Annotated in this window: 19 protein-coding genes and 1 pseudogene; 11 read left to right on the plus strand and 9 right to left on the minus strand. The window is 62.7% G+C overall.

What is annotated here, in order from left to right; genetic code table 11:
• Positions 1 to 32 precede the first annotated feature (32 nt).
• Positions 33 to 716 (minus strand): hypothetical protein, encoded by a 684-nt coding sequence (locus tag ACYVG2_RS14250; RefSeq protein WP_460781605.1) that lies wholly within the window; start codon positions 714 to 716, stop codon positions 33 to 35.
• A 386-nt stretch (positions 717 to 1,102) separates the two neighbouring features.
• On the minus strand, positions 1,103 to 1,930 hold the full coding sequence (locus ACYVG2_RS14255; protein ID WP_460781606.1) for a GIY-YIG nuclease family protein: 828 nt from the start codon (positions 1,928 to 1,930) through the stop codon (positions 1,103 to 1,105).
• A gap of 281 nt (positions 1,931 to 2,211) precedes the next feature.
• Between ACYVG2_RS14255 and ACYVG2_RS14260 the strand changes: the two genes are divergently transcribed.
• Positions 2,212 to 3,294 carry an SIR2 family protein gene (locus tag ACYVG2_RS14260; protein WP_460781607.1) on the plus strand — a complete coding sequence of 361 codons (1,083 nt, stop codon included), beginning with the start codon at positions 2,212 to 2,214 and terminating at the stop codon, positions 3,292 to 3,294.
• Between the two features lie 29 nt (positions 3,295 to 3,323).
• Here the strand turns inward: ACYVG2_RS14260 and ACYVG2_RS14265 are convergent, their stop codons facing one another.
• Entirely contained in the window at positions 3,324 to 3,494 is a 171-nt protein-coding gene (locus ACYVG2_RS14265; protein WP_460781608.1) for a hypothetical protein, read from the minus strand.
• Between the two features lie 452 nt (positions 3,495 to 3,946).
• Between ACYVG2_RS14265 and ACYVG2_RS14270 the strand changes: the two are divergent.
• From ACYVG2_RS14270 to ACYVG2_RS14280, 3 genes and pseudogenes are all read left to right on the plus strand, one after another.
• Positions 3,947 to 4,114 (plus strand): annotated as a pseudogene (locus ACYVG2_RS14270) (TetR family transcriptional regulator); the annotation flags it as partial.
• Between the two features lie 9 nt (positions 4,115 to 4,123).
• The gene (locus ACYVG2_RS14275) at positions 4,124 to 4,564 is read left to right on the plus strand and encodes a hypothetical protein (protein ID WP_460781959.1); all 441 of its coding nucleotides are present in this window, start codon (positions 4,124 to 4,126) and stop codon (positions 4,562 to 4,564) included.
• Positions 4,565 to 4,702: 138 nt separating this feature from the next.
• Entirely contained in the window at positions 4,703 to 5,509 is an 807-nt protein-coding gene (locus tag ACYVG2_RS14280) for a mechanosensitive ion channel family protein (protein WP_460781609.1), read from the plus strand.
• A gap of 44 nt (positions 5,510 to 5,553) precedes the next feature.
• Here ACYVG2_RS14280 and ACYVG2_RS14285 read toward each other — a convergent pair whose 3' ends face one another.
• On the minus strand, positions 5,554 to 7,047 hold the full coding sequence (locus tag ACYVG2_RS14285; protein ID WP_460781610.1) for a glycoside hydrolase family 43 protein: 1,494 nt from the start codon (positions 7,045 to 7,047) through the stop codon (positions 5,554 to 5,556).
• Positions 7,048 to 7,716: 669 nt separating this feature from the next.
• Here ACYVG2_RS14285 and ACYVG2_RS14290 point away from each other — a divergent pair.
• The 4 genes from ACYVG2_RS14290 (at position 7,717) to ACYVG2_RS14305 (ending at position 14,479) form a co-directional block, all read left to right on the plus strand.
• Positions 7,717 to 8,193: an HXXEE domain-containing protein gene (locus tag ACYVG2_RS14290; RefSeq protein WP_460781612.1), complete on the plus strand. Its 477-nt coding sequence runs from the start codon at positions 7,717 to 7,719 to the stop codon at positions 8,191 to 8,193.
• A gap of 374 nt (positions 8,194 to 8,567) precedes the next feature.
• Positions 8,568 to 10,211 (plus strand): type I restriction-modification system subunit M, encoded by a 1,644-nt coding sequence (locus ACYVG2_RS14295; RefSeq protein ID WP_460781613.1) that lies wholly within the window; start codon positions 8,568 to 8,570, stop codon positions 10,209 to 10,211.
• Entirely contained in the window at positions 10,204 to 11,382 is a 1,179-nt protein-coding gene (locus ACYVG2_RS14300) for a restriction endonuclease subunit S (protein ID WP_460781614.1), read from the plus strand. Before ACYVG2_RS14295 ends, ACYVG2_RS14300 begins: the two co-directional genes overlap by 8 nt.
• Before the next feature lies 1 nt (position 11,383).
• On the plus strand, positions 11,384 to 14,479 hold the full coding sequence (locus tag ACYVG2_RS14305) for a type I restriction endonuclease subunit R (RefSeq protein WP_460781615.1): 3,096 nt from the start codon (positions 11,384 to 11,386) through the stop codon (positions 14,477 to 14,479).
• Between the two features lie 259 nt (positions 14,480 to 14,738).
• Here the strand turns inward: ACYVG2_RS14305 and ACYVG2_RS14310 are convergent, their stop codons facing one another.
• Positions 14,739 to 16,118 carry an aminotransferase-like domain-containing protein gene (locus ACYVG2_RS14310; protein ID WP_434142314.1) on the minus strand — a complete coding sequence of 460 codons (1,380 nt, stop codon included), beginning with the start codon at positions 16,116 to 16,118 and terminating at the stop codon, positions 14,739 to 14,741.
• Positions 16,119 to 16,229: 111 nt separating this feature from the next.
• Between ACYVG2_RS14310 and ACYVG2_RS14315 the strand changes: the two genes are divergently transcribed.
• From ACYVG2_RS14315 to ACYVG2_RS14325, 3 genes are all read left to right on the plus strand, one after another.
• Positions 16,230 to 17,426 (plus strand): benzoate/H(+) symporter BenE family transporter, encoded by a 1,197-nt coding sequence (locus ACYVG2_RS14315; RefSeq protein ID WP_460781617.1) that lies wholly within the window; start codon positions 16,230 to 16,232, stop codon positions 17,424 to 17,426.
• A gap of 106 nt (positions 17,427 to 17,532) precedes the next feature.
• Positions 17,533 to 17,997, plus strand: a complete 465-nt coding sequence (locus ACYVG2_RS14320) for a GNAT family N-acetyltransferase (protein ID WP_434142317.1) — start codon at positions 17,533 to 17,535, stop codon at positions 17,995 to 17,997.
• Positions 17,998 to 18,202: 205 nt separating this feature from the next.
• Positions 18,203 to 18,409, plus strand: a complete 207-nt coding sequence (locus tag ACYVG2_RS14325) for a DoxX family protein (protein ID WP_460781618.1) — start codon at positions 18,203 to 18,205, stop codon at positions 18,407 to 18,409.
• A gap of 16 nt (positions 18,410 to 18,425) precedes the next feature.
• Here the strand turns inward: ACYVG2_RS14325 and ACYVG2_RS14330 are convergent, their stop codons facing one another.
• The 4 genes from ACYVG2_RS14330 to mobF all read right to left on the minus strand — a co-directional run bounded on the left by ACYVG2_RS14330 (position 18,426) and on the right by mobF (position 24,616).
• Entirely contained in the window at positions 18,426 to 19,067 is a 642-nt protein-coding gene (locus ACYVG2_RS14330) for a hypothetical protein (protein ID WP_460781619.1), read from the minus strand.
• Positions 19,068 to 19,133: 66 nt separating this feature from the next.
• Positions 19,134 to 20,264 (minus strand): hypothetical protein, encoded by a 1,131-nt coding sequence (locus ACYVG2_RS14335; protein ID WP_460781620.1) that lies wholly within the window; start codon positions 20,262 to 20,264, stop codon positions 19,134 to 19,136.
• A gap of 333 nt (positions 20,265 to 20,597) precedes the next feature.
• Positions 20,598 to 20,927 (minus strand): hypothetical protein, encoded by a 330-nt coding sequence (locus ACYVG2_RS14340; protein ID WP_460781621.1) that lies wholly within the window; start codon positions 20,925 to 20,927, stop codon positions 20,598 to 20,600.
• 152 nt (positions 20,928 to 21,079) lie between these two features.
• Positions 21,080 to 24,616: a MobF family relaxase gene (mobF, locus tag ACYVG2_RS14345; protein WP_460781946.1), complete on the minus strand. Its 3,537-nt coding sequence runs from the start codon at positions 24,614 to 24,616 to the stop codon at positions 21,080 to 21,082.
• Positions 24,617 to 24,686: the final 70 nt, after the last annotated feature.

Genomic DNA, 24,686 nt, shown 5'->3' on the forward strand with positions numbered 1-24,686 from the left:
TTTGGGCAACGGTAGGGCTGTGGTGTTCCGTGTCAGCTTCCTGAGGCTGTGCCGAAGCCGAGAATACGACGTCGAGCAGAGGCAAGCACCTGTGCTGCGGCATCGTGAGCAGCAGCACAGGGGTGCGTGGGACAAAACTCTCTGCCGAGTAACTTGAGAACTTCGCGGCTCACCAACGTCGAGGCCGAAAGCACCCATTGCGCGCTCATGACTCCCCACCGACCACTGAGTTCCACACGGTATAAGCCCGCTTCATCGTCGGCCTCCACGAACCCGTGAAGCCCAAGCGATTCGCCATGCGCGACCCCGGATAGATCGGAGTACACGACACGACCGTTCGCTTTCCACTGGTCTGCCAGCGTCGCGGCCAGCGCTGTGTAGCTCACTTTTCTCGGCGTACGACTTCCTGTAAGGCGCTCGATATCGTCAAGCACTCCTTGAAGTGCAACTGGCGCATTTGAGTCCCGTCCGCGCATCTCATGTAGGACTGCATCGGGTTTTACGCGTGCAAAAGTATCCAGCTCCGATGCGAGCCCGGAAAGCCACCGAACCACCATCTCTCGATCATCTTCCGGCTCGATCATCCACCAAGCACGCGCATATGCCTCGATCGCCCCGCGCGTGAGAGTTGCAATCGAAAAGGCTGCGTCTTCGTGAAGGAGCGATCTCGCGAGCAGGCGTGAGTGGTCAAGCCCTGCCAGCGTCGCGAAGAGCACGGTTTCAAGAGCATTTCGTCCCGGGTATGGTCCCTGCGAGCGGGATCCGAAGCTCCCTTTTGCCAATCGTTCAGCTCGCGACCCAGCAAGCTCTTCTCCGAAACCACTCAAAATGAGCGGTTCAAGCTCATCGAAGAATCGGAGAAGCGCTACCGAAAATGCCGTCCGATCAGCCTGCGACAATGCTCGCGGGATTTCTCCAGTGCTATCCATCACCACATCGCGGGTCGCGTAGCGAGTTACACATAATGCCAATATTAGCTCTCGTGATCTGCCAACGCGTTCGGGTAGAGCTTCTGATTGGTGTTCACCGTCAGGTCAGGCCAACATGGGATGAACGCGGGCTGAGAGTGGTTCACGGGATTGCGGGTTGGGTCACAGAAACCTTAGTTCCTGTTGTCACCGAGGGACCTGGATATCAAGACCCTCTTCCAATAGGTCTCGCGGTCGATTACATGTTGGTCGTCAGTTCGCATCGACCAGAACTCCAGCAGAGCGAATCGCATCGTCCTTCGGAAGTACTCCTCTCCCGTCGCAGCAAGGTGAGCTTTCAACCCGACGTTGTCGCCATGGAGTGTGTGCGCGTAATAGGACCAGCGTTGCCAGATCCCGGTGTCGCCATACGCTGAACCGACGTAGGGCTCGCCCGTCACAGTGTCGTGGATGACGTAGACGCCCTTCATGTGTTCCAAAGCGATCCGCCAGTCGGGTCGCCCCTGCTTCACGATCGCTTGGATTTCAGCTAGCGAGTGATTGATGCGGTCATGCCCCGGGAATGGATCACCGCCGAAGGGTTCCTCAGCGATCATCGCAACAGTCATGTCGTTGAGACACGCCTCCATGTTCCGGCGGCGGTTGCGACCTGCAAGTACCACTCGCACGTAGAGCCTCTTGATGTACGGGCCCATGAGGTCGTCGCGAAGAACAACATCGTAGGAGTGCTGCCGCGGCTCGGGGCGACGTCCCACTACTTCCCAGATGCCACCGAACAGCCAGAGCGTCGGGTCGTGTCGGTCCTGTGCGAGCGAGAAGATGAACTGTCGGTTGAAGTCGTCGTTTACGTTGCGCCACGAGTTCCAGCGCTGCCATTGATCCGGGTCGCTGCCGAGGGCGTCGATCGGATGAGACTCACCGTTGAACACAGCGAAGTGAAGTTTGCATTGGGTCGGATCGAAGTCCGGCGGCAGCAACGCTGCGAGCGAGATCGGATCCATGGTCAAAGGCTATCGCTGTAGGCGAATACGACTGGTTTCGCCTACGAGCCAGGCCGAGGTGCGGGATTAGGAAAGCACACCACCCACGTCGTTGTAGCGCCTCGGTTCCTATCAGCAAGGAATGGAAACTACACCCCGGTGTGGATCCTCAGTGTAGCCGCGATCACCGTCGCCTCCACGAAGCGAAGGAATGAAAAGTACACCTCGATTGGGTGTTCTCATTCTAGCTCTCGCCGACTGCCTGACAGGGCAGATCAGCGGGTGAATGCTATACCGGAACCATGCACGAATGGCTTCGAGAGTCCGTAGGGCGCGTTTCGCTGCTGCTTGGTGCCGGCGCGTCGGCTCCTGCGGCACCGCTAGCCCGAGAGCTGGCCAAGCTCGTCATCGAACAGCTCGACGAACAGATGGCTGATGACGCTCTCGGTGCGCGGCTCTGGCGTGACGTCTCTCCTACGCTCACGTCGATCTACGAGAACGGCGGTGACATCGAAGCGCTCCAAGATTCCCTGCGAACCTTGGCGGAGCAGGATGAAGACCCCACGCGCCACTGGATAACTGGTTTTCGACCGCTCGGAGGCTACGACGAGACGCCCGATGGCAGAAGACGCTTCAAGCAAGCGGCGGACTGGATTCTGCATCGGCTCGCCTCGGCAACGTTCGGAATCATCGACCAGAGGTGTAAAGACGCCGACCTTTCACATTTCAAGCCAATGCTCGACTACCGACCGCAAGCAATCATCACTCTGAACTACGACATGCTGGTTGAGCGGGCCAGCGCGATGTTTGGTGTACCGGTCTCGACAGGAGCCGACGACTGGGACGGCGGACTGAATTGGTCATTCTCCGCCAACTCGATCCCCTTGCTGAAGCTGCACGGTTCATTCGGATGGCGTAACGGGCGAGTGAGAGAGCCAGTCAATGACGTGCCGCTTCGACGCCTCTATGAGGTAGACGGACTCAATACTCCCTCACCGATCAACCAGATCAATAGCGACCAGATCTTCGGTGCGGGCAACAAGCTTCGCGCCGACGGCCCCTGGCCCGCGCTCTTTCGCAAACTCGGCGACCTCCTTGACAACGCCGAGGTGCTTGTAGTTGTTGGCTATTCGTTCCGTGACGCACATGTCAACGAGAGTCTTCTCAGATGGATGGGAAGCGACTCTCGGCGCCGCATCCTCAACGTAGACCCAGTTCCGCGCCTAGAGACGAACACGGACTCCTTTTACGGCTACCTCCGCTACCACCTCGATGGTGAATACGTCGGGGATCCCGAGGGAGTTCGACAAGGGCTGGGACTTGGCAGGCTGCACCAGCTCGTTGCGCCAACCACAGAGGCGCTACCGCACATCTTCGACATCTGAAGACGCAGCCTTGAAGGCCCCGGCGGCTCTCAGTTCTCTGACCGCCTGATGAGTTCTGCGATCGCCGCGGCGAGAACACCTAGGTCTTCAACGACCGTCTTGGAGAACGCCTCCGGGTCGGACGCTTCCTTGTCTCTGAAGGCACTCGCACGGGTGACGATGTCCTGCACTCGATCTAGGTGTACGTGGAGTTCGCTCATTCAGCCAGCGTAGAACTCGCGTTCATGCGGTGCCCACAAACGCCGTGTAGCGCTTCGGTTCCCATCAGCAAGGAATGGAAAGCACACCTCGTTGGATGTACTCAGCATAACGCCAGCACCCGCAGAACAGGACTGATCAGCTGGCCGAGTTGGGGCAGTAAGTCCGTGATCCCGAGGATCGCGCAGGCTTGATGATCGAGCTCAGATTTTGCCGTGCAAGTCGACACGCTTGCTCCGGGGAGCTCCTCCACGGTTGGACAGTCTCGGACCTGGATTCAAAGGCGAGCACGACCACCGACGCACCGATGCGGGTGGGAAGTTTCGACGCCCGCGACCTGAGAGCGGCCGCAAGAGAGGTCGGCGAAACTCATTGCCGCGGGGAGCCGGTCTGCCTGTAGCGCTGCCTGCTGCAAGAATAATGACTATGTGGAGTCCCTGATTTTGGGAGCGTAATGGGTCGAAGGCTGGCGCCGGCGGTGCGGCGAGCGGAGATCGTCGCGGTAACGATGCGGATGATCGCTGAGGACGGTCCGCATGGCCTGAGTCTTCGGTCAGTGGCGCGACGATGTGAGATGTCAGCTCCCGGCTTGAGTTACCACTTTCCAACTCTCGGTGATTTGCTTCGCGCAGTGATCGATGAGCGCGCGCGAGTCGGGCGGGAAGCGATCGCTAAGATCGTTAGCAGCGCAGGCGATGGCCTAACTTTACAGATGCTCGCCGATGCGCTCATCGACTTCTACTACACGGACAAAGCTGCCGAGACTCGGAACTTTGACGCTCTCGAAGCAGAGTCTCTGGCGCCGGGTCATCCCGCACACGGGCTCTATCCACGGTCCGCGATCCAGCCCCTGCCGATCACTCGAGAGTTGGCGGAGCGCGAGTTCGAGGATCCCGAAGCGGCGCTAACGATGCTGGCGCTTCTCGCGGACGCGTTGCGGTCGCGATGGCTGCGCGACTTGGAACCTGTCGATCGATGGGAAGAGTGGGTCGCCACGCGGGACCAAGTCTTTCGTGGCCTCGTCCGCCGTGCTGAACAGAACCCTCGCATCCCCGATAAGTCTGTCAGCTAGTCGGCCCCGGTAATCTGTCACCTGACAGATATGAGTCGATGTCGCGCGTGACGCGGCGGCAAGGGGTGGTCAGTGGGAATGTGGGGAGACCTAGCGAGCTTTCTCGGGACCTATCGGGTGCCCTTACTGATCGCACTCGTGGCCGTCGTGATCGCTGTGAACACCATCGTTCTCACGACTGTGATCCGCCGAGCAGCAGCCCGCCTAGTTCGCCGTGCGGACAAACGAGACAAGACAGACGTCCGCGCAGTGGCAGCTCATGAGCAACTGGTGCGCCGCGCTCGAACAGCGAGCACTGTGGCGGTCAATGTCGTCATATGGACCCAAGTAGCAGTCGCTACAGTAGTGATCCTGGGGCTACTGGGGGTCAATCTCACCGCGATTCTCGCGTCAGCCGGGGTACTCGCGGCAGTACTTACGTTCGGTGCGCAGAATGTCATCAAGGATGTCATGGCGGGCCTGTTTATGATCTTCGAGGATCAGCTTGATGTCGGCGACATCGTCGACACCGGCATGGCGACAGGCGTTGTGGAGAGCGTCGGCATCCGAGTCACGCAGGTTCGTGATCTGACAGGGATGCTCTGGTCTATCCGTAATGGTGAGATTGACCGAATCGGCAACGGCACCCGATCCTGGCGAAAGGTGGTCCTTGATATCGCCTTGGCACCCGACACCGTACTCTCCCATGCTGACGAAGTCGTCACCTCAGCGATCTCTGATGCGCTATCACGGCACCTCCCACCTGTAAGGCCCGAGGCCGTGCCGGAGTGCGTGGGTGTGGTCGCGTTCGACGGGAGCGCCGTGACCGTCAGGTTCACCGCAGAGGTACCCGCGACGGACGTGTACCCATTAGAAATGACGCTGCGAACCGCAGTCAGGCAAGCCATCATCGATGATCCAACCTTGACGCTCGCCATTCCCCTGCGACTCTCGAGCCCCCTTTGAACTACGGAGCAGCGTCCAAGGTCAGCGCGATCCCTACCCCCAGCTCAAGCGTTGAAGGGGTTCTCGGTCGCGTCAGCGGCGCCTGACGAGACGACCGGCTGATAACTGAAACGTCGAAGAACGCAGCTCGTATCGAGGGCCCGCACCCCAACAACCCGGCCAGTGAAGCCTGCCGTCACCTCAGTGGACAGCAATCGCCCATCAAAGCGCGCCACCTCGACCAGCCCGTCCGCCGTGAGAACTGAGAACACGAGCTGATCAGGCCCACTGTTGAACCCCATCTCAGGGCTCCACTCTTGCGCGCTTACTCGCAGGGCAACGACGGGCGCCTCTACCGGAACGGACGCAAGCGTATGGCGCAGCCCTACCGAAGAGAGGATGACGGAGGCAGTCCCGTCGGTGACGGCGATCTCGGCCCAGTTGTCCGTGTCCATGTGGACCTGTAGTGCCGCCGCCCCTGTGACCTCGACCTCGGTGTTCCAATACTCGTCACGGGCACGAACACTCAACGCCGGGAGAAAGTGGTTCTGCTCGACTGGTCGGATCGAGCGGCCTTGCTCAGAGGAACTTGTGAATGACCACTGTGCTCCACCGTGTGAGATCCACCGGCCGTTCAACTCCTCAGAGCCAAACTCGTCGACGAATCCCGTCTCGAACACCGCAACTGGTCGGGAGTCGTCGAACACTGGCCATCCCTCCAACCACCGCACATCAGCAATGAAGGTCTCGCGGCCATTGACATGGAACTTCGGAACGAAACCTCGCGGCCTCACACCGAGATAGACCGCAGCCCACGTCCCATCAGCGTTCTCGACCAGATCAGCATGCCCCACGTTCTGCACGTCGGACGCCGTTCCACGGTGAGTGAATACCGGGTTCTCCGGGCATGCTTCCCACGGCCCATCCAAACTCGCAGAACGGGCAATGGTCACCGAATGCGTCCGCGTCGTACCACCCTCCGCGAGCAGGCAGTAATAGAACCCGTCACGACGGTACAGATGCGGCCCCTCAGGGTCCGTCAAGACACCAGTGCCCTGCCACAACTGACGCACCTGACCGCGACGATCACCGGTCAGCGGGTCGACCGCTGACGACAAGATGCCAGACAGCCCCGTGTCAGAAACACCCTTCCAGGTCAGATAGCAGGTGCCATCTTCATCCCAGAACAAGTCCGGGTCGATACCGATCGCACCGGATGCGCGCACCGGCACGCTCCACGGCCCCTCAACCGTATCGGCATGCACGATCAGGTGCCCCTCACGAGCAGAGAGCAGATCGCTCGTCACGATAAAGAAGCGACCGCCATGATGACGAATCGTCGGCGCGTAAATACCGGCATTCGAGGGCGCCCCGCTCAGATCCAACTGGTCCGGACGGGAGTACGCGTTCGCAACGAACCGCCATGATTTCAGATCCGCGCTCTCGTGGATTGGGACACCAGGCAGGTACTGGAACGTGGAGTTCACGACGAAGTACGAATCCCCCACACGGCAGATGCTCGGGTCAGGGTAAAACCCGGGAATGGCAGGCAGCGACATTGTGGGCAGTCTCCTTCGTCGGAATCTCAAAAAGTGATATCAGGCTGCGAAGCCTGACAAGCCACGCGGCCTTAATCTTACAGATGACAGATAGCGCAGCACCAACGTTTGAGAGATTGCGGAGGTCAGCCTCTGATTTACGCCCTCCAACGATCGCCCCCAGCGCCAGCCACACGAAGCCCGCACACGCGTCGAGAAGGGTCTGCTGCATTTGGGTGACAGCTTGTAGTCACAGCACCAGCACTGCCGTGTTCATGGTGGTCTCGAACTCAATGAGCGCCCGCGCTATAACCGCCGGCGCTTCGAGCGGCGCTGAAGAACCACGTAAGTCGCGGCGAGCACTGCTCCGAGTGTGACGACCGCGGCAGCGAACCATGGAGCCTCGACCCAGAACCACACGACGTCTGTGTCTGTGAACGAGAACCCGAATGACAAGCACACCGCAAGAATCGCTCCGACCAACAGCATCGACCGACGACGTTCCACAGCGACCATTCCAGCACCTGCCAATCAGATCGACCCATCTGTCTCACACTTTAGCAACGCGGCCTAGCGGCTGCCGTGCCGTGCCACGCACCGGGGTTTCTGCGGGTGGCTCAATGTCGCCCTACCCTGGGGGCGCGTGCACCCAAAACGGCCTCGAAGCAGCGTGCTTGGTAGCGTTATGGCATGCACCCTCGTGGCCCCGCTCATCTCTTCATCGCGTGGGCTGTTCACGATGTCGAGGAGGCTGTGGCTTTTCCTGGCACCTGCGATGCGCTGGCCGATCGGACTGGCATTGAGGCGCTGCGCATGGATCAGCGCCAGTCATGGCTGGCCGTCGGGCTGATGGGAGTTGTTGTCGCTCTCGCTTGTCGCCGAGGTGCGGTGTCGAACGGTCGCTCGTGGTTCTACCGAGGGATGGTCGCGGGACTCCGCGCACACGTTGGTACGCATTTGTTGGCTTCGGTGTTGCAACGTCGGTACACGGCGGGTGTCATAACCGCATTACCGGTCATGCTGCCCGGAGCCGAGTCCGCTCGCCGGGAGCTTCGAAGCCTGGGTGACCCACTTCGCGCGAGAGATTACGCTACCGGGGCGGCTCTCCTGATCCCTGCTGCGCTGGTGTGCCAGGTCCTCGCGCGCATGTTGATTCGTAGAGGATAGAAACCCTCGGTTTCAAACGCAGGGCCCCGGGTTGCCAGCGCCGCTTACTGACTGAGATGGGCCGCGAAGCGATCTACCGTCGACCTCTGCATGGTCGGGGTGACGTGGGAGTTCAACTCCCCCAGCGCTAACGTGATCGTCGCGCACTCGAACGCCGTGCCACCGCCCTGTGTAGCGCTTCGGTTCCTGTCAGCAAGGAATGGAAAGTACACCCCAGATGGCTGTCTTCAGTTTAGCGGAATTGGAGCCAGGACAGATGCTCCCTGTCCTCCAGATCCTGCGTTCTCTATCTGGTTTAGCTCCGCCTCTTACCCGGTTAGCCAGCCCCCGAGGCGGGCCGCCTCCGCACCCTCGAAGGGTTCGCTTCCAGGCACGTGGGCCGCAGCCCGCCCAGTAGACTGGCTTGTGAACGGAATCTAGTCAGGTGTCGAGCGACGGAAGATGGGGAGTTGGCAGCACAAGAGATCAAGCAGTCAGCGATCGAGAATCGGCTGTGGGATGCTGCTGACGAGCTGCGCGTCGCGATGCCCGAGGCTCAGTACGCCTCGGTGATCTTCCCACTGATGTTCTGGAAGTATCTATCGGACACGTGGGATCACAACCACGCCCTGTTCCTGGAGGAGAACGAGGGCTTGGAAGACCTCTCCGAACAAGAGGCTCACGAGATCGAGTACCGCGACTACCAGTCGTTCGAGATCCCGCTCATTCAGCGGGGCAAGGTCGGCGAGATGCGCGCGTCCTGGTCAGCGGTTCGCGCGACCATCACACAACCCGGGCTCGGGGCCAGGGTACGAACCTGCTTGCGGGCCATCGAGACCGCCAACCCCGACAAGTTCTCGAAGTTGTTCGGATCGCTCGCATGGACTTCTGACGAGGTGCTCCGCACGAGCGTCCTGACCGGCGTGATGCGCGCGATGGACCGCGTCCCTGCGATGCACGAGGGCAACATGTCGCACGACGTGCTGGGCGGCGCCTACGAGTACCTCCTAAAGCGATTCTCCGACGGTTCCGGCACCCGCGCTGGACAGTTCTTCACGCCGCGCGAGGTAGTCGAGCTCATCACAGAGATCCTCGATCCGCAGAACTTTGAGTCGGTCTACGACCCCACGTGCGGCTCCGGCGGCATGCTCATCTCAGCCGCGAACCTCTTGAAGAGCCACGGAGGCCGTGGCTACTCCCTGCGCCTCTACGGACAAGAGTCCGTCGGCGACACTGCGGGCGTCGCTCGCATGAATCTGTTCATGCACAACCTCACCCAGTTTCAGGTGGAGGTTGGCGACACATTGAAGAACCCGCAGTTCAAGCAGCCGGATGGCTCTGTCGCTCAGTTCGACGTCGTGGTCGCAAACCCGCCGTACTCGCTGAAGTGGACCCCGTGGAAAACCGACCCGCGAGCACTTGGCGGCATCGCTCCGCGTACCTCCGCAGACTGGGCGTTCGTCCAGCACATGATCGCCTCCATGAAGCCTGGCAAGGGTCGTGCCGGTGTGGTCCTTCCTCATGGTGTTCTCTTCCGCGGGGGCCAAGAAGGGGCAATCAGGCGCAGGATAGTCGAAGACGACCTCCTGGATGCGGTGATCGGTCTTCCCAAGAACCTCTTCTACGCCACTGAGATCGCGACTTGCATCCTGGTGTTCCGAGCGCCGGGAACGAAGCCCGTCGACCGGCAGAACGGCGTACTCTTCGTCGACGCTTCCCAGCGATATGCCAAGAGCACGCTCCGTAACGTTTTGGCCGACGACGACATCGCTGTCGCTGTGTCCGCGTACAAGGCAGGCGGCCTGACCGACCGACCTTCTGAGGAACGCATCCAGGCGCGTTTCGTAACGCGCGAGGAGATAGACAGCAACATCTTCGACCTCAGCATCAGCCGGTACATCAAGCAGATCGCAGGCGACCAAGAGGATCTCGGTGCACTCATAGATGGATACAACCTCGCACGATCCAGGCGCCAGGAGACTGAGGAGCGAATGTTCGCAGTCCTCTCGGACGCCGGGGTCGACGGGCTCGATGAGTGAGGAGTGGCGCTTCGTTCCGGCCGGCTCAGTCACGAAGCAGCGCCGCGAGACGGTGCGCCTTCAACCGGGCATCGAGTACCGGGCGATGGGAGTGCGATGGCACGGCAAGGGTGCCTACAGTCGCGGCACCATCACAACGGAGACCGTGAAGGCGAAGACTCTCTACCGAGCACGTGCCGGGGACTTCGTCTTCAATCGCATCGATACGCAAAAGGGCGCCTTCGACGTCGTACCCCACGGCCTTGACGGCTCGCTCGCGACAAACGAGTTCCCGCTCTACGAAGTCGATCGGAAGCAGATCGATGCGCGATTCCTGTTGCTCTACTTCCAGCAGGCTGAGGTCCGGCGACAGATCGGTCTCGCCCGCGCCGGATCTGAAGGGCGAGCAAGGTGGAAGGAAGCCGATTTCGAGGCTTGGGCCGTCCCACTCCCTCCGCCTGCTGCCCAGGCAAGAATCATCGAGGTCGTCGCCGCGATCGACACTCACATCGCCGCCCTGGATGCCGAGGCTGATGCGCTCAACGCGCTGCTGAACGGTCATAAGGAAGCCCGGTTCTCAGCATTCAAAGCAAGCTCCCCGCTGAAGTGCCTGGGCGACGAGATGAACGAGGTCAAGCGGCCGGTCGATGTCGACGCCACTTCTGACTACCGCCAGATTGGGGTCCGCTCTCATGGCCGCGGCGTGTTCTCGAAGGACGCCGTCAGCGGCCAGGACCTGGGTTCCAAGAAGGTCTATTGGGTAGAGCCCGGTGACCTGGTGATCAACATAGTCTTCGCTTGGGAAGGAGCCGTGGCCGTCATTCCGCCCGAGATCGTCGGCTACTGCGGGTCACACAGATTCCCGACTTACCGACGCCCAGACGGTGGCGACGTCGAGTTCCTCCGCTTCATGTTCTCCACCAATAGTGGAGTCGGACTCCTGGCCGCGTGCTCGCCAGGCGGCGCTGGGCGGAACCGAACCCTAAACCGGCGCATGTTGCTGGCGTCGGAGGTGGCCATCCCATCCCCAGAGGAGCAAGCGAAGGTGGTGGCGGAACTTCACTCAATGGAGGCGGCGGTCGCGGCGGCCCGAGCCGAGGTCGAGAGCCTTCGCTCTACTCGCGCTGCGCTTCTGAGCGCAATGCTGAATCGAGAGATTGAAATCAGCCAGGCCGAAAGGACGGTCACCTGACATGGCGAAGGGCATTCGGGAGCGCGAGTTCCAGAACAAGATGATCGAGTGGTCCATCCCGATCGGGTGGACCTACGTCGCAGGGCGCAGCTTGCCTCGCCAGCAGGCGCAGACCGTCGTTACCGAGCACCTTCGCGATGCAGTACTGCGACTCAACCCCAAGGTCATCACCAACTACGACGTCGACGCCGTGATCGACGAAGTGATCACGACGGTGAACAACGTCGAGGGCGGCATTGTCACGGCGAACGAGCGAGTCCTGAACATCCTTCGAGGCGGAAAGGAGTTCCGCGACAAAGACGACCAGTGGAACGCCCTGACCTTCGTCGATCTCGATGAACCCAACAACAACACCTTCGTCGTCTCCGACGAAGTCACGATGTCGGTACCAGGGAAGACCTCGCGACGATTCGACCTGGTCTACTTCGTCAACGGCCTCCCCCTCGTCGTCGTTGAAGTGAAGTCGCCTACCTCCGACTCCTCGTGGCGAAGCGCCGCGGAAGAAATCAACACGGTGTACGCCGCTGAGTACCCGTGGTTCTTCACCCCGAACGTCTTCTGCGTAGGAACCGACGGCGTGAAAATGCGCTTCGGTGGGGCCGGGGCGCCGACCAACTCGTGGCAGCCGTTCCGGTCGAGCGCGGATGAGGAGAGCCTGAACGGTCTCGCCGACGTACAGCGATCGTGCGAGTTGCTATTCGCCCCCGCGAACCTGCTCGACATCCTCGGGAACTTCTGCCTCTTCGACACGTCAGGTGGTGGGTCGGACCGCAAGTACCTGCCACGCTATCCGCAGAAGGAGGCGGCGCACCTCATGCACCAGCGTGTCGTCGATGGCGGCAAGCAGGGCCTGATCTGGCACCATCAGGGATCGGGAAAGACTCTGCTGATGGTGTTCGCGGCGTCACTCCTGCTGAACGACACCCGCGCAGACTCGCCAACGATCGTGCTGCTCTCGGACCGCACTCAGATCGTGCGTCAGACTGCAGGCGTCTTCGTCTCTGCCATGGGTCACGCACACTTCCACGAGCCCGCCACGAGCGCAGGCCTTCGCGCCCTCCTCAAGGACGGCGTTGCTGGCGTCATCTCGACGACGATCCAGAAGTTCGCGGACGCGGGGGCGAATCTCTCGTTGCGCGACAACATCGTCGTGATGGCCGATGAGGCACACCGCACTCACTCGGCGAGGGATTCCTCGTTGGCCGGGCGGATGCGCGCAGCACTCCCCAACGCGCGGTTCTTCGGCATGACAGGTACGCCGGTGCGCAACCTGCACACGGATACCTTCGCACTCTTCGGCGACGCGAAGGACCCCGACCGCGTCCTGCACCGGTACTCGATGACGCGCTCCCTCCTCGATGAGGCGACCGTCCCCGTCATCTTGGAGCCGCACCCCGTCGGCTTCGAGATGAACGACAAAGCCCTCCAAGAGGAGTTCGACGAGTTCGCCGACGAACAGGACCTAGACGACGCAGATCGCGAAGCGCTCTCACGCAAGTTCGGTCGTCTGACATCGGTCTTCGCCAATCCGGATCGTATCGCGGTCGTCTGTCAGCACATCGTCGATCACTACCTAGCCAGCACATACCGCAACGGAATGAAGGCGCAGGTCGTCGCCTACAACCGGGAACTCGCTGTCGCCTACGCCGACAAGATCAACGAGATCCTGAGCGGCTACGAGGTCAAGCAGGTCTTGAAGAGCGTCCTTGGCAAGGATGGCAAGCCGCGCCACGAGGCGATCAACGCCGAGGTCAACATCTCGGTCTCGGACGCCAAGGACGAAGACCCTGCGATGCGTCCATACCGACTGAGCGAGGTGCAGGAGGAGGACCAGAAGCGTCGCTTCCTTGCACCCGAGAACCCGCTGTCGTTCCTGGTGGTCACCGCGAAGTTGATGACGGGATTCGATGCCCCGAACGAGGGAGTCCTATACCTCGATAAGCCACTGAAGGCTCACACACTCTTCCAGACGATCACCCGGCCCAACCGAACTTGGGTCTCCCCCGTCAGCGGCTATGTGAAGCCGCGCGGCGCCGTGGTGGACTACATCGGCCTGGCGAATGAGGTGCAAACCGCCGTCAAGGACCCGACGTCGAAAGCTCAGTCGCCCGCGGGCCGCTCATTCATCGACGATGTCGATGATCTCCTTGCCGAGTTCCGCGAGGCGTTCGCACGCATCGAGGATCTCCTTGCCGACGCCGACGGTCTCGACATCAACAGCAACTCGTACGATTCAGTTCGGACCATCTCGACCTTTCTCGACGCCGACGATGCAGCGGCCGCGACGTTCAAGCACAACTACCTCATGCTGTCTCGGCTCTTCCCATACATTTCCACTGACAAGCGAGTCGACCGCTACCGGGACTCGTTCACGCTCTTCGGCTCCGTCTACGTGACGCTCTTCAAGAAAGCGACGGACACGGAGCGCAAGGAGCGACTCGCCGAACTCGGCCCGATGGTGCTCGATATCATCAACGCCAACGTGCACTCCTTCGAGGTCGCTGCGTCCCAGGAGGAGTCGCTGACTCTGGACGCACAAGGTCTTCGGGTGCTACGGGACCTGATGAACTTGGTGAAAAAGCCCGATGAGGTCGATGGGACAGACGAGAAGCGACCGACTGCGAAGGAGATCCTCGACCGCGTCAAGGCAGTGCTCGACGAAGGCGTCGACGAGCACTCAGTGAAGTACGTGGCGCTCGCAGAGAGGCTGCGGGACCTGCGAGAGCGCATCATCCAAGGCGCATCCGACGCACTCGAGTTCCTGACCGAAGCCCTGAAGATCGCTCAGACGGTGGTTGAGGCTCAGAAGAAGCCGGATGAGGTTGTTGTCGTGGACGATGACCACGTCGGTGTCCTGTCGCGCATCATTGCGGATCATCCGCCGAACGGCTTATCGGTCACGGAACGCCGGCTGGCCGAGGAGATCGACAAAGTGGTGCGGCACACACTTGCTGCTCAATACGACAACGCCGAAGCGCGCGGAAGAGCGCTTCGGCGGGCTGCGGCCGCGGTGTTCAGGCGCTACAAGCTGAAACCTGTCGGCGAGCCGTACGACTCGACCGTCGCCTACGCCGAAGCGCACTATCTCGTTGACTGACGTCTACGCGGTGGGTCGCTAGGCTCCAAGCGATAAAGCACCGGCATGCTGGCCACACACACAACTGGCCAGCCTTACAGGCAGCCCAAGGGTGTAATAGTGATCCTGCGCGCCTCAGCAAGGAATGGAAAGTACACCCCGATGTGTGCTACCAGTTTACGCGAACGACCACCCTTGGATCTACGACTGCGTAGCTTGCGTTCGTTCAAACGAACAGGGGTGAAATCGAGCCGTTGAGCCGTGTCGATTCGGCGGCGCGTTAGGCGATGATGCGAGCGAGTCGTGCGATGCCTTCAGTGATCTGGGCGGGGGTGGCTGCGCCGTAGGAGAAACGGAGGAACGGGGCTGGGGGCTCGTCGACGAAGAAGTGTCGCCCGTCTCCGACGATTACCCCGACGGCGTAGGCGTCGGCGCTAATCTGCCTGGTATCGGCCCCGTGAGGTAGTCGCACCCACAGGTGGATACCTCCGCTCGGTACGCTCTGGATTCGAACGCTCGGCAAGACCTGACGGATCGTAGCAACCAGGGCGTCGCGGCGTTCTGCGAGTTCGGTGCGCAGGCGCTTGAGGTGTCGTGGCCAGATGTTCGAGGTGAGCAGGCTCAGGGCGATCTCTTGCACCATGGGAGCGACGCAGAGGTCGTCTGCGGTGCGGGAGGCGCGGAGTCGGTCACCGGCGGGGCCGCGTGCGATCACCGCACCGAGCCTGAGCCCTGGAGAGGCGGCCTTCGAGAGCGTGGTGACGGTGACGACGTGGCCGTTGGCGTCTTCGGTGATGAGCGCTGGCGGTGTGCGCCCGTCGATGCCGAGGTTCCTGGCCCAGTCGTCTTCGATGATGAATGCCCCGTGTTGAGCTGCGAGTTCGAGTACCTGGGTGCGGCGTTCCGGGTTGAGCACCGCGCCGGTCGGGTTCGCGTAACTGGGTTGCAGGTAGATCACGCGGGCGCGGGTGCGTTCGAGCGCGTCAGCGAGACGCTCGACGATGATTCCCTCTTTGTCGGCAGGTACGGACGCGATGGTGAGGCCCGCACTTTGTGCCGCGAGGATCGCGCCGGGGTAGCTCGGACTCTCGGTGATCACGGTAGAGCCCGGCTCGGCGAGGGTGCGCATCGTGAACACGAGACCCTGCTGACCTCCAGAGACGATGAGCACGTCGCTGGGATCAGCTCGATACTCGGCGGCGAGTACGCGGCGAAGCTCCGGCGATCCTGCGGGCGAGGTCATCATCCATGCCCTGTTGCTTTTGGCCGCTCGCGAGCCGATCCTGTGCAGGTCGTCGTGCGGGAGGAGTTCGGGGGCGAGGTACCCCCATGAGAGCGGGATGTGCTCGGGCGTGCCGTAACCGCCCAGGCGCGATGCCCGGTCGGCGTCTACACGGGCGGGGCCGAGCGCCTGCGACTGCCACGCGAAGTCCGGCTCGGCGAGCCGCATGCGCTCGGCCACGAAGGTACCCCTGCCGGGCTCGGCACGCACCAGTCCCATGGCGCTGAGCTCGGAGAGGGCAGCGGAGACTGTGGCGGCGCTCGCCTGGAATTCCCTGGACAGTTCTCGCACCCCGGGGAGCTTCTCTCCGGTAGGCGCCGCTGCTACCCGCTGGTGCAGCCGAGCCGCGATCTCCGACGCTCTGTTATCATTGGACATGAAGCTAGTAGATAACGTTACTCACTATTTGACAAGTCCGTTACCGCCATGCCCAGTTGTCGTCACGGGGTCTGCACGGGTATGAGCCGGGTAGCTGCTGTCCTGCGGGATGTGTCCATCTCCGCCGTGGTCGCGGGGTTCCTCTCGGCACTCATCAACTTTGCCGGGCCATTCTTGATCGTGCTCGAGGCGACCAGAGCGGCGGGCCTTGATGAAGTGCAGACGGCTTCCTGGGTGTGGGCGTTGTCGATCGGCAACGGCGTCTGCAGCATCGTGCTCAGCCTCTTCACTCGCATCCCGGTCATCGTGGCCTGGTCGACGCCGGGAGCCGCGCTCCTCATCGCCTCCCTCGGCGGCTTCTCATTCGCCGAGGCCGTCGGCGCATTCCTCGTGGCGTCGGTTGCTGCGGCGGTCGTGGGGTTCACGGGTTGGTTCGGGTGGTTGCTCGCCAGGGTGCCGGGCCCCGTGTTGCAAGCGTTGCTCGCCGGCATTCTGCTTCCCTTTGTTGTGACCGCGGCGGGAGCGTTCGCGAGTGCTCCGCTGATCGCGGGCAGCATCGTGGTCACGTTCTTTCTCGGTAAGCGTTTCTTCGATCGCTTCGCGGTGTTGGCGGCGCTCGTGGCGGGTCTAGCAACGACCTGGGCCTCCGGGGCGTTCCATGACGTCGCGCCAGTGCTCACCCTGGGTGGCCCGGTGTTCACGATGCCCGTCTTCACGCCCGCCGCGCTGGTGAGTGTGGCACTGCCGCTGTTCATCGTCACGATGGCGTCGCAGAACGCGCCCGGCCTCGCGCTGCTGCACTCGCAGGGCTACAAGCCGAGCGACCGCCTGCTCGTTGGCACGATCTCCGCAGTGTCGGCGGCCTTGGCGCCGTTTGGCGCGCACGGCATCAACCTCGGCGCGATCACCGCCGCAATCGCGCTCGGCCCCGAATCCCACCCCGACCGTACCAAACGCTACATCGCGGGCCTCTCGGGTGGCCTCACGTATCTGCTGGTCGGCTCGTTCGGCGGCGTGCTGGTCGCCGGGTTCCAGGCGATCTCCAGCGAAACCGTCGCTGTTGTTGCCGCCGTCGCGCTGCTGGGTTCAGCGCTCACCGCGCTCACGAGTGCGATGAGCGGTGACACCCGCACGGGCATGGCCGCGATCACGACACTCGCGGTCACCATGTCGGGGGTCGTCATCCTCAGCGTGGGCGCGGCGTTCTGGGGTCTGCTCGCGGGCAGCGCCGTCTACCTCGTGCTGGCCCCGCGCCGAGAGCATGCGCAACGGCCCAGCGCGGGAAACGAGGCTGTCATGACGCAATAAGCGAGCAACCACAATCCCACTTCGAGGAGTCGGCGCTCATCACACGCCCGCTCCGCGGGACGCCGTTGCAGCGGCGGCCCACAACCCACCACTGAAGGACCCTTCAATGACTACCACGATCGCACCGACCGTTCGTTTCCTCTCGTCCGCCGATGAGGATCAGTGGCGCGTCCTCTTCCGCGCCTACCGCTCGTTCTACAAGCTCGAAGCATCCGAAGAAGTCGTTTCCCGCGCATGGGGCTGGTTCATGGATCCGACCCACGAGTGCAAAGCACTCGTCGCCGAAGCCGACGGCGAGATCCTCGGCTTCGCACATCACCGCCGATTCTCGTCGCCCTACACCGGCACGAGTCACATTTTCCTCGACGACCTCTTCACCGTTCCCGCCGCTCGCGGCCACGGCGTCGGGCGGGCACTCATCGGACGCCTCACCGACATGGCCGCCGCAGAGGGGCACGCTGGGGTGCAGTGGATGACAGCGGAGGACAACCACCAGGCCCAGGCCCTCTACAACACCCTCGCCACCCGAACCGCCTGGGTGACCTACGACGCCGAGTCGACACGAAAGTGATGCGTGAACTTCGCCGAATCATCGCCATAGTCAGCACCGACGAGGAGCTCCCGTCATGATCTTGATCCCCGATCCCTGGTGACTCCCGGCGATTCTCGCCGCCGCGCTCCTCTTCGACGTTATCGCCTCGATTCAGCCACCGAAGTCCATTCGAGACTGTCTCGACGGGGTCGGCGTGCCCTGAGACTGGTGGTGGGCACTGATCGTGATCAAGAATCTTGCAACCGTCGGCCTGATCGTCGGCATCTGGGTGCCGGGGATTGCCTTCGCGGCCAACGTCGGGGTCGTGGTCTACTTCATCGCGGCGGCCGCCGCACACATCCGAGCGCGGTTCACCGGTCAATCTTTCTGGGTGAACTGCCTGGGCATGCTCACTCTTTCCTTCGCTGTGCTGATCTTCACTTTCCTGTAATCGAATGGGCCCGTCGTCAAGTTCGCAGGGTACCTTGCAGTCCGCGTGCGAATTCGGTGAGCGCTTTCAGAGTCGCGATGGCGTAGGAGACGATCTGGCTCCGCAGGACACCGTCGATGTCGCGGGGCACGCCTTGGCGTGTAAGTACCCAGATCGCGCTGTTCTGAACGCCAACGTCGTCCCCGACGATGTGGCCGGAGATGGTGTTCCGTATGAGACGCAGAGTCTTGTTGAACTCTTTGTCATCCCTCATCTCGGACATCGCCTGCTTGAACGCGCGGACTGCTTCATCGAACTTCGCAATATCGAACAGATGGGCGCCGGTGTCATTGGGGAGACTCCGCATGGCCTTGGATACGGCATTGACCATTCTCCCGGCTGACTCTTCCGCCTCTTCGAGTGTCAGGGCAAGGAACTTCTCGGCGGTGAGCCGGTTCTGCGGGTCCGCGAGTAACGCACGGAGCATGACCCGCATGTCGAAGTCGACGGTAAGGATGAAGAACTGGAGCTGCGTGAAGCGGCGATAAATCTCGGAGTCCCGTTCGAGGCCAAGCTTGACGTTCTGAGCAGCCTGTTCCAGCACGCGCTCCTGCTCAGGCAGTATTGCGTCGAACCCCGCGATAATGTCCGCGGCACTGCCACCCGAACTCTCACTCATTCTCGTTCTCGCTCCCCGCGCCAATGTCGCTGTCGATATGTGCCTGCACTGCTGTTCCTCGCCTCGTCAGATGACGGGGTCGCGTTCCCAGTTTGGCGATCGCGGGAAGTCATCGTCTGAGCGCCACCCCGCTGCGTTCGCCCACGGTGATGCGCGGGGCACATCGAACGCGTCCCATCGCCATACGTCAGGATGTCGTCGTTCGGTGCTCGTTGTCGGACGAGCCGCGTAACCGAGTGTCTGTCCCGCGGGGACGGTGTAGTGCCACCAGCAGCCAACCTGATCTTGGCCTACGGCGAATGAGTCGGGATCGAGGTTGTGTTTTCTGGCAACCTCTATGAGCGTCGCATGCACGTCGAACGGGCCGGGGCGAAGCAACACAGCGTTGAGGTACTCGGTGTCGAAGTCGTAGGCAAAGTTGAGCAACTCAGGGATGTGCCGATCATCGACCAGCCGACCAGACTCATCAAGTTCTCGCGAGCCCGCGACGGACTCTTCATGAAGCCTGCGCAGTCGAGCGCCGGCGTCGTCCGCAATGCGCGGGAAATACTCGGCCAGCGCGGCGATGAGCACGATCGTCTTGGTCGAGTTCACCCGTGTCGCGTAGCCAAGGTCTCGGCCGTGTAGGACGCCGTGGCGCGAGACGAGGCCGAAACTGCCGGACTCATCGACGTTCTCGGAAAAGACACGGCGGACGACCGGCAGGTTCGCTTCAATCCCCGCCAGTGTCGCGTCATCAAGATAGGGGTCCGCGTTGGCCTTGGAGAAAAAGGACTGCCCGGTAAGATCGCGGCTCATCCCATCGATCTGCGCGAGGATGATTGGGATCGACGCCTCGTAGGCTCCCGCGAGATGATGCTGAATCGCCTTCTCGATGAGCGCGACACGATCCCAGATGACCTGCTTGAACGGGTAGTGAGAGTTTGACCACCGGCGTATCGGTGCCGCTGCATGCCGGAGAAGAACCTGATTGTCGGAGTTCCAGACCTCAGTGATCGCCTCATCAATGGCCGTGGGCCCAGCACCCTTCGCGGCGAGGCGTAGGACCCCGACTGTACCGGCCTGATGCCAGCGATCGCACATCGCCCACCCCAGCGGGGCAAACAGCGCGACCGCCTCGGCGATCTGAGCGACGGCGGGGTGCGCGACGACTCCGAGGCGTCGCGCCACCTCAGCCGCCAACTCAGCTTGCGTCATGTTTCATCCCTCCGCTCAACGGTCTCCCTCAAGGATGACAGGCCAATGCGATCCGCCCCAGAGCCCGCGCCCGCGAGTCATCTGCCTGACACCGACGGTCCTTCTCCGACGCCTCGTACGATGGGACAGCTACTGCGCTCGACCATGCTTCCGATCAATCAGATCGCCGCAGATGTGGGATGGGCGGTTGCCGACTTCGCGGCCCGCCAGTTCCGACGGAGCCTTGGGGTAACGCCAGAGGCTTACCGGCAGTTCGTGTGTGGCGCCGGTTCGGACGACGCGACGTAGCGGTGCCGCAGTGGTCTGTCAGACCGCTTGCTTGACCAGTTCGGTTCATGCTCGTCGTTCGGCGCGAGCGGCCACGGCCTCCCGCACACGAGTACGGGCGAGCAGGATCAGGCTGATGGGTCCCATGATGACGAGCTTCATCGTGTTCCACAGGCAGAGGAGGACGAGGAAGTTGAGCCATCCGGGTCCGCCGTCTGCGATGAGGGTGGTGAAGGTGCTCGCGGCTAGGAGGTAGGGCACGGCGAGGAGCATCGCGGGGACTCCCCATTTGAGTCCTCGGCGGGTGCGGATGGCGTCGAGGAGGATGTTGGTGGGCATGTAGCGGCGCAGGAATGCGCGGGTGTAGACGCTGAGGGTCCAAAGCTGGCGGATCATAACGGGGGTTACCTCTCACATGCACGACGGATCGTCGGAGGCGGTGCGTGTGTGAGTGGCCTTGCGGCCTGCCCCGAGGAGCGTCATATCAAGGAGAAATCCGCCTCACCACCAGGGTACGACGCACCAGCGGCATTCGGAAGGGCAACCGATCACAGGCCCCGGCTCGCACCCTCGCGCCGCATCACCCGCGACGGAGCATCCTGACCATCACTGCTAGCCAGGTCGCGGAGCCTCGCAAGTGCTGCTTTCGCCCGTGCCGCGTCGATCTTCTGCGCATCGCTATCGAGGGCGGGGCCGAGCGGAGTGCGTGTGGTGATGCCGTAGCGGTCGCGGTACGCGGCGACGGTCCGTGCCTGCCGTTTCCACGCTGCCGCGGCTCTCGTCTCTGCCGGTGTGTCTCCGAGCGCGAGCGCCCATTCCTGCCGTTCGGCGATGGCCTGGTCGAGGACGGCTTCGGCACGTTGCTGGATCAGCTCGCCCCGCTCAGTGAGGGCCTTCCGCATCTCGGAGCTCATGGGTCCGGTTGCTTCGGGGATGAGGCCGGCGATCAGACGGGGTGCCTTGCGGGTACGACCAGAACCCACCGGCCTCTCGGTGGCGCGGGCGAGGCGGTAGTGAAGGACGGAGGCGATGTCATCGGCGTCACCGAAGCCGCGGACCGCGACCAGCCGTGGCATGAGGGCGTCGATGTCGTGGTGGTTCGCTTCCGCCCGCCGCAGTTCGGCGGTGAGTGCGCCGAATATATCGGAGTGGATCGTGTCTTCAGCTTCCTCTGGGGTGAGGCCGGATTCGCGGATGAGGGTGGCGAAACGGTCGTGTTGGGCGGCTTGCGCGATCGTCTCGTACTCAGCCGCGAGCTGCCCCACCGACCCCCAGGCTTCTTGTTCGGCGGTGATCGTCTGGTGTGCGGAGAGTTCCGCGCCGGTGTGCTGCAGGACCCCGTAGAGGATGCTCCGCGCGGTCGCATCAGGATCATCCGCGGGGTGCGGGGTGGCGTGGTTGTCGTCGGGGCGGTCGGTGGCGACGTAGACGAGGTTCGTGTGCCGGCCGCGAGTCATCGCGACATATAGGTTCTCCCGCGTCGTAGACGGATCAACGAGCACACGAGAGGTGTCGGTGGTGATGCCTTGCGCCCTATGCGCGGTCACTGCGTATCCCAGATTGACGTGGTCGGAGATGTAGTCGGCGGGGAGGATCACGGTGCCGCGGCTGTCGGCGCGTCGAGCGGTGAGTGATCCGTCGTCGCGAATGTCAGTGACGGTCCAGCGGTCCCCGTTGCGCACCCAACCTCGCGGGGTGCGGAGCCGTCGGTCGTTCTTCCTTGTGATGATCGTGTCCCCGACCCCGGCGCGAGCATCTCCTTGGAGTTGGACTTCGCGGCGGGCGTTCACGGTCCCGTCGAGGATGAGGTCGGCGCGGGCGCGCTGGTTCAGGGCGTGGACGGATTCGTTCGAGTCCGCGATCAATACGGTTGAAGCCCCGGCGAGAGTGTCGGCTCGCCAGGCGGTGTAGGCGGCGTCGATCATTGCCTCGGTGTTCCCGCCGTTGATGCGGTCGTGGGCGGTGTAGGTGTCGATGGCTTCTGGGCGGCCGTGGCGGAGGTCGAGGGAGGTGGACTTTTCCCAGTCGTTGACGAAGCGGTGCACGTCGAGCAGTTCGGGGGCGTCGTTGCGGTCGTGGACGAGGAGGGAGAACGCGCCGCCGGCGGTAACGGATTGCAGTTGCGCCCAGTCACCCACCAACAGCACCTTCGCACCCACCTCCACCGCGTGCGCCGTGAGTCGATCGAGTGAGAGGGTGCCTGCGAGGGAGGCTTCGTCCACGATCACGAGCTGGCCCTTACGGAACGATGCACCGATGTTCTGGTGGTCGTGCCACCATTTCGCGGTGTTCTCCGTCCGGATGCCGAGATCATCGGCAAGGGCCTGCGCGGCAACCGCGGACGGTGCCAACCCGACGACGCTGCCGCGCCCATGCTCCCGCTCCCACGCGGTGCGCAGGGCGCGCATCGCCGTTGTCTTCCCAGCCCCCGCCGGGCCAACCAGCACATCGACTGCGCGACCGGAGATCGCGACCCCGGTGAGGGCTACTGCTTGATCATCGGCGAGGAACCTACCGTCGCCGTCCGGGCGACGGGTGACCTTCTCGATCACCTCGACCGGGACGGTGGGTGAGGTCATGCTGCGGGCGCGCTCGAGGAGCCTATCTTCCGCCGCCAGGATTTCAGGCGACGAGTACACCGTCGACGCGACAGGCCGGAACCTGCTGCTGCCGTCGGCCCGACGGAACACGGCAGGGCTGGACGCGAGCTCGGGCGGAGTGAGCTGGATCGATGCGCGCTCGGCACCGTCGACCACCATTCCAACGACAGCTTCACGATCCTGCGTGGTGGCGAACCGGTACGGCATCGTTAGCCGTGCGGCTTCAGCGGTGAGGTTCCATCGCCGCCAGGTCGACCGCTTCTCACCAACTGTTTCGACCACGCTGCGCCCGAGCAGGTCGAGCACATCCAAAGGCACATCATCAGCACGCAACAACAGCGGGGCGTCGTTGGCGGTGACGGTGCGCGCCCAGCGGGTGGCGTCTTCACCAAGAAGGTGCGACGCACGATCCCGCCACTCACCGGTAAGTTCCACGAGGGAACGGACCTGCTTCTCCGGCCTGGTTGCCAACGTCGCCTGCGCACGCAACTTGATGACCGTCGTCAACGACGGTTGCCGACCGTGACGCGCAACGTACTCGGCAATGAGACGGTTCTTCTCCTCGTCAATCTGCCGTGACCTCGATGAGAACTCCGCAACCAGTCGCTCCGGCACCGTCGTGATCGCCCAGGCAGGGTTGCGGTCACGTCCCATGTCGCGCGCTTCCCACTCGACGCCGAAGGTGCGGGTGAGGTGGTCGGCGAACACGGCTTCGTGGAGCTCGGAGAGAGCGACGGTGGCGACGTGGAGGGGGCGTCCGTCGAGGGAGCGCCATTTGCCGTCGTGGACGGTCTGCACCTTGTTCGAGATCACCACATGCGTATGCAGATGCGGATCACCCGCCCGCGAATCGTAATGATCGAACGCGGTGGCGATCACCCCGGACACATCAGCCTGCGCAACCGCCCCATTGCGTCCAGCCGCACCGACACGAGTTGCCGCAACCTCGCGCTCGATGAACGCAACCATCTCCGCAACCGCTGCGTGATGCGCGTCCGCAATCAACGATTGCGTACCCGCATCCGACACCGCCCACAGCACCGACGCAGACTTCGGAATCGAGAACGTGAAATCAAACCCCGCAACCGCCTTCCGCACCCCACGAGCGCTCTCCTCCGCCTCGATTGCAGCAACCGCCTCGGCACGCTCCGTCACCGGGAGGTCGACGTCGAGCCTTGCGGTGCGACGTTCGATCCGCTCGGCCACCGTCGGATACTTCCGATACGGACTCCCAAGCGCCTGATCAGTGACGGGATCGCACCCCTGCCCAATCAGCCGTTGAAGCTGCTCCTCCGTGACTTCATCGTCAACGACGATCGAACCGCCACCGAGCGCGGTGACCGCTGACCCAATCCACCGCCCAGGGGGTGTTCCTTCCTCCGTGTAGTACCTCGTGAGCGGCGTGGAGAGCACCCGGTCGCCGTCACCGGTGGCGACAGTGCGCAGGAGGTACTTGTAGCCGTCGCCGGCGGACATCACCCGCATCGAAACCGTCACCGCTCACCGTCCTGTCTTGGTGAGGAGGTGAGCGTCAGGACCCGCCGGCACGGTCAAC

Source organism: Microbacterium shaanxiense (assembly GCF_054779995.1).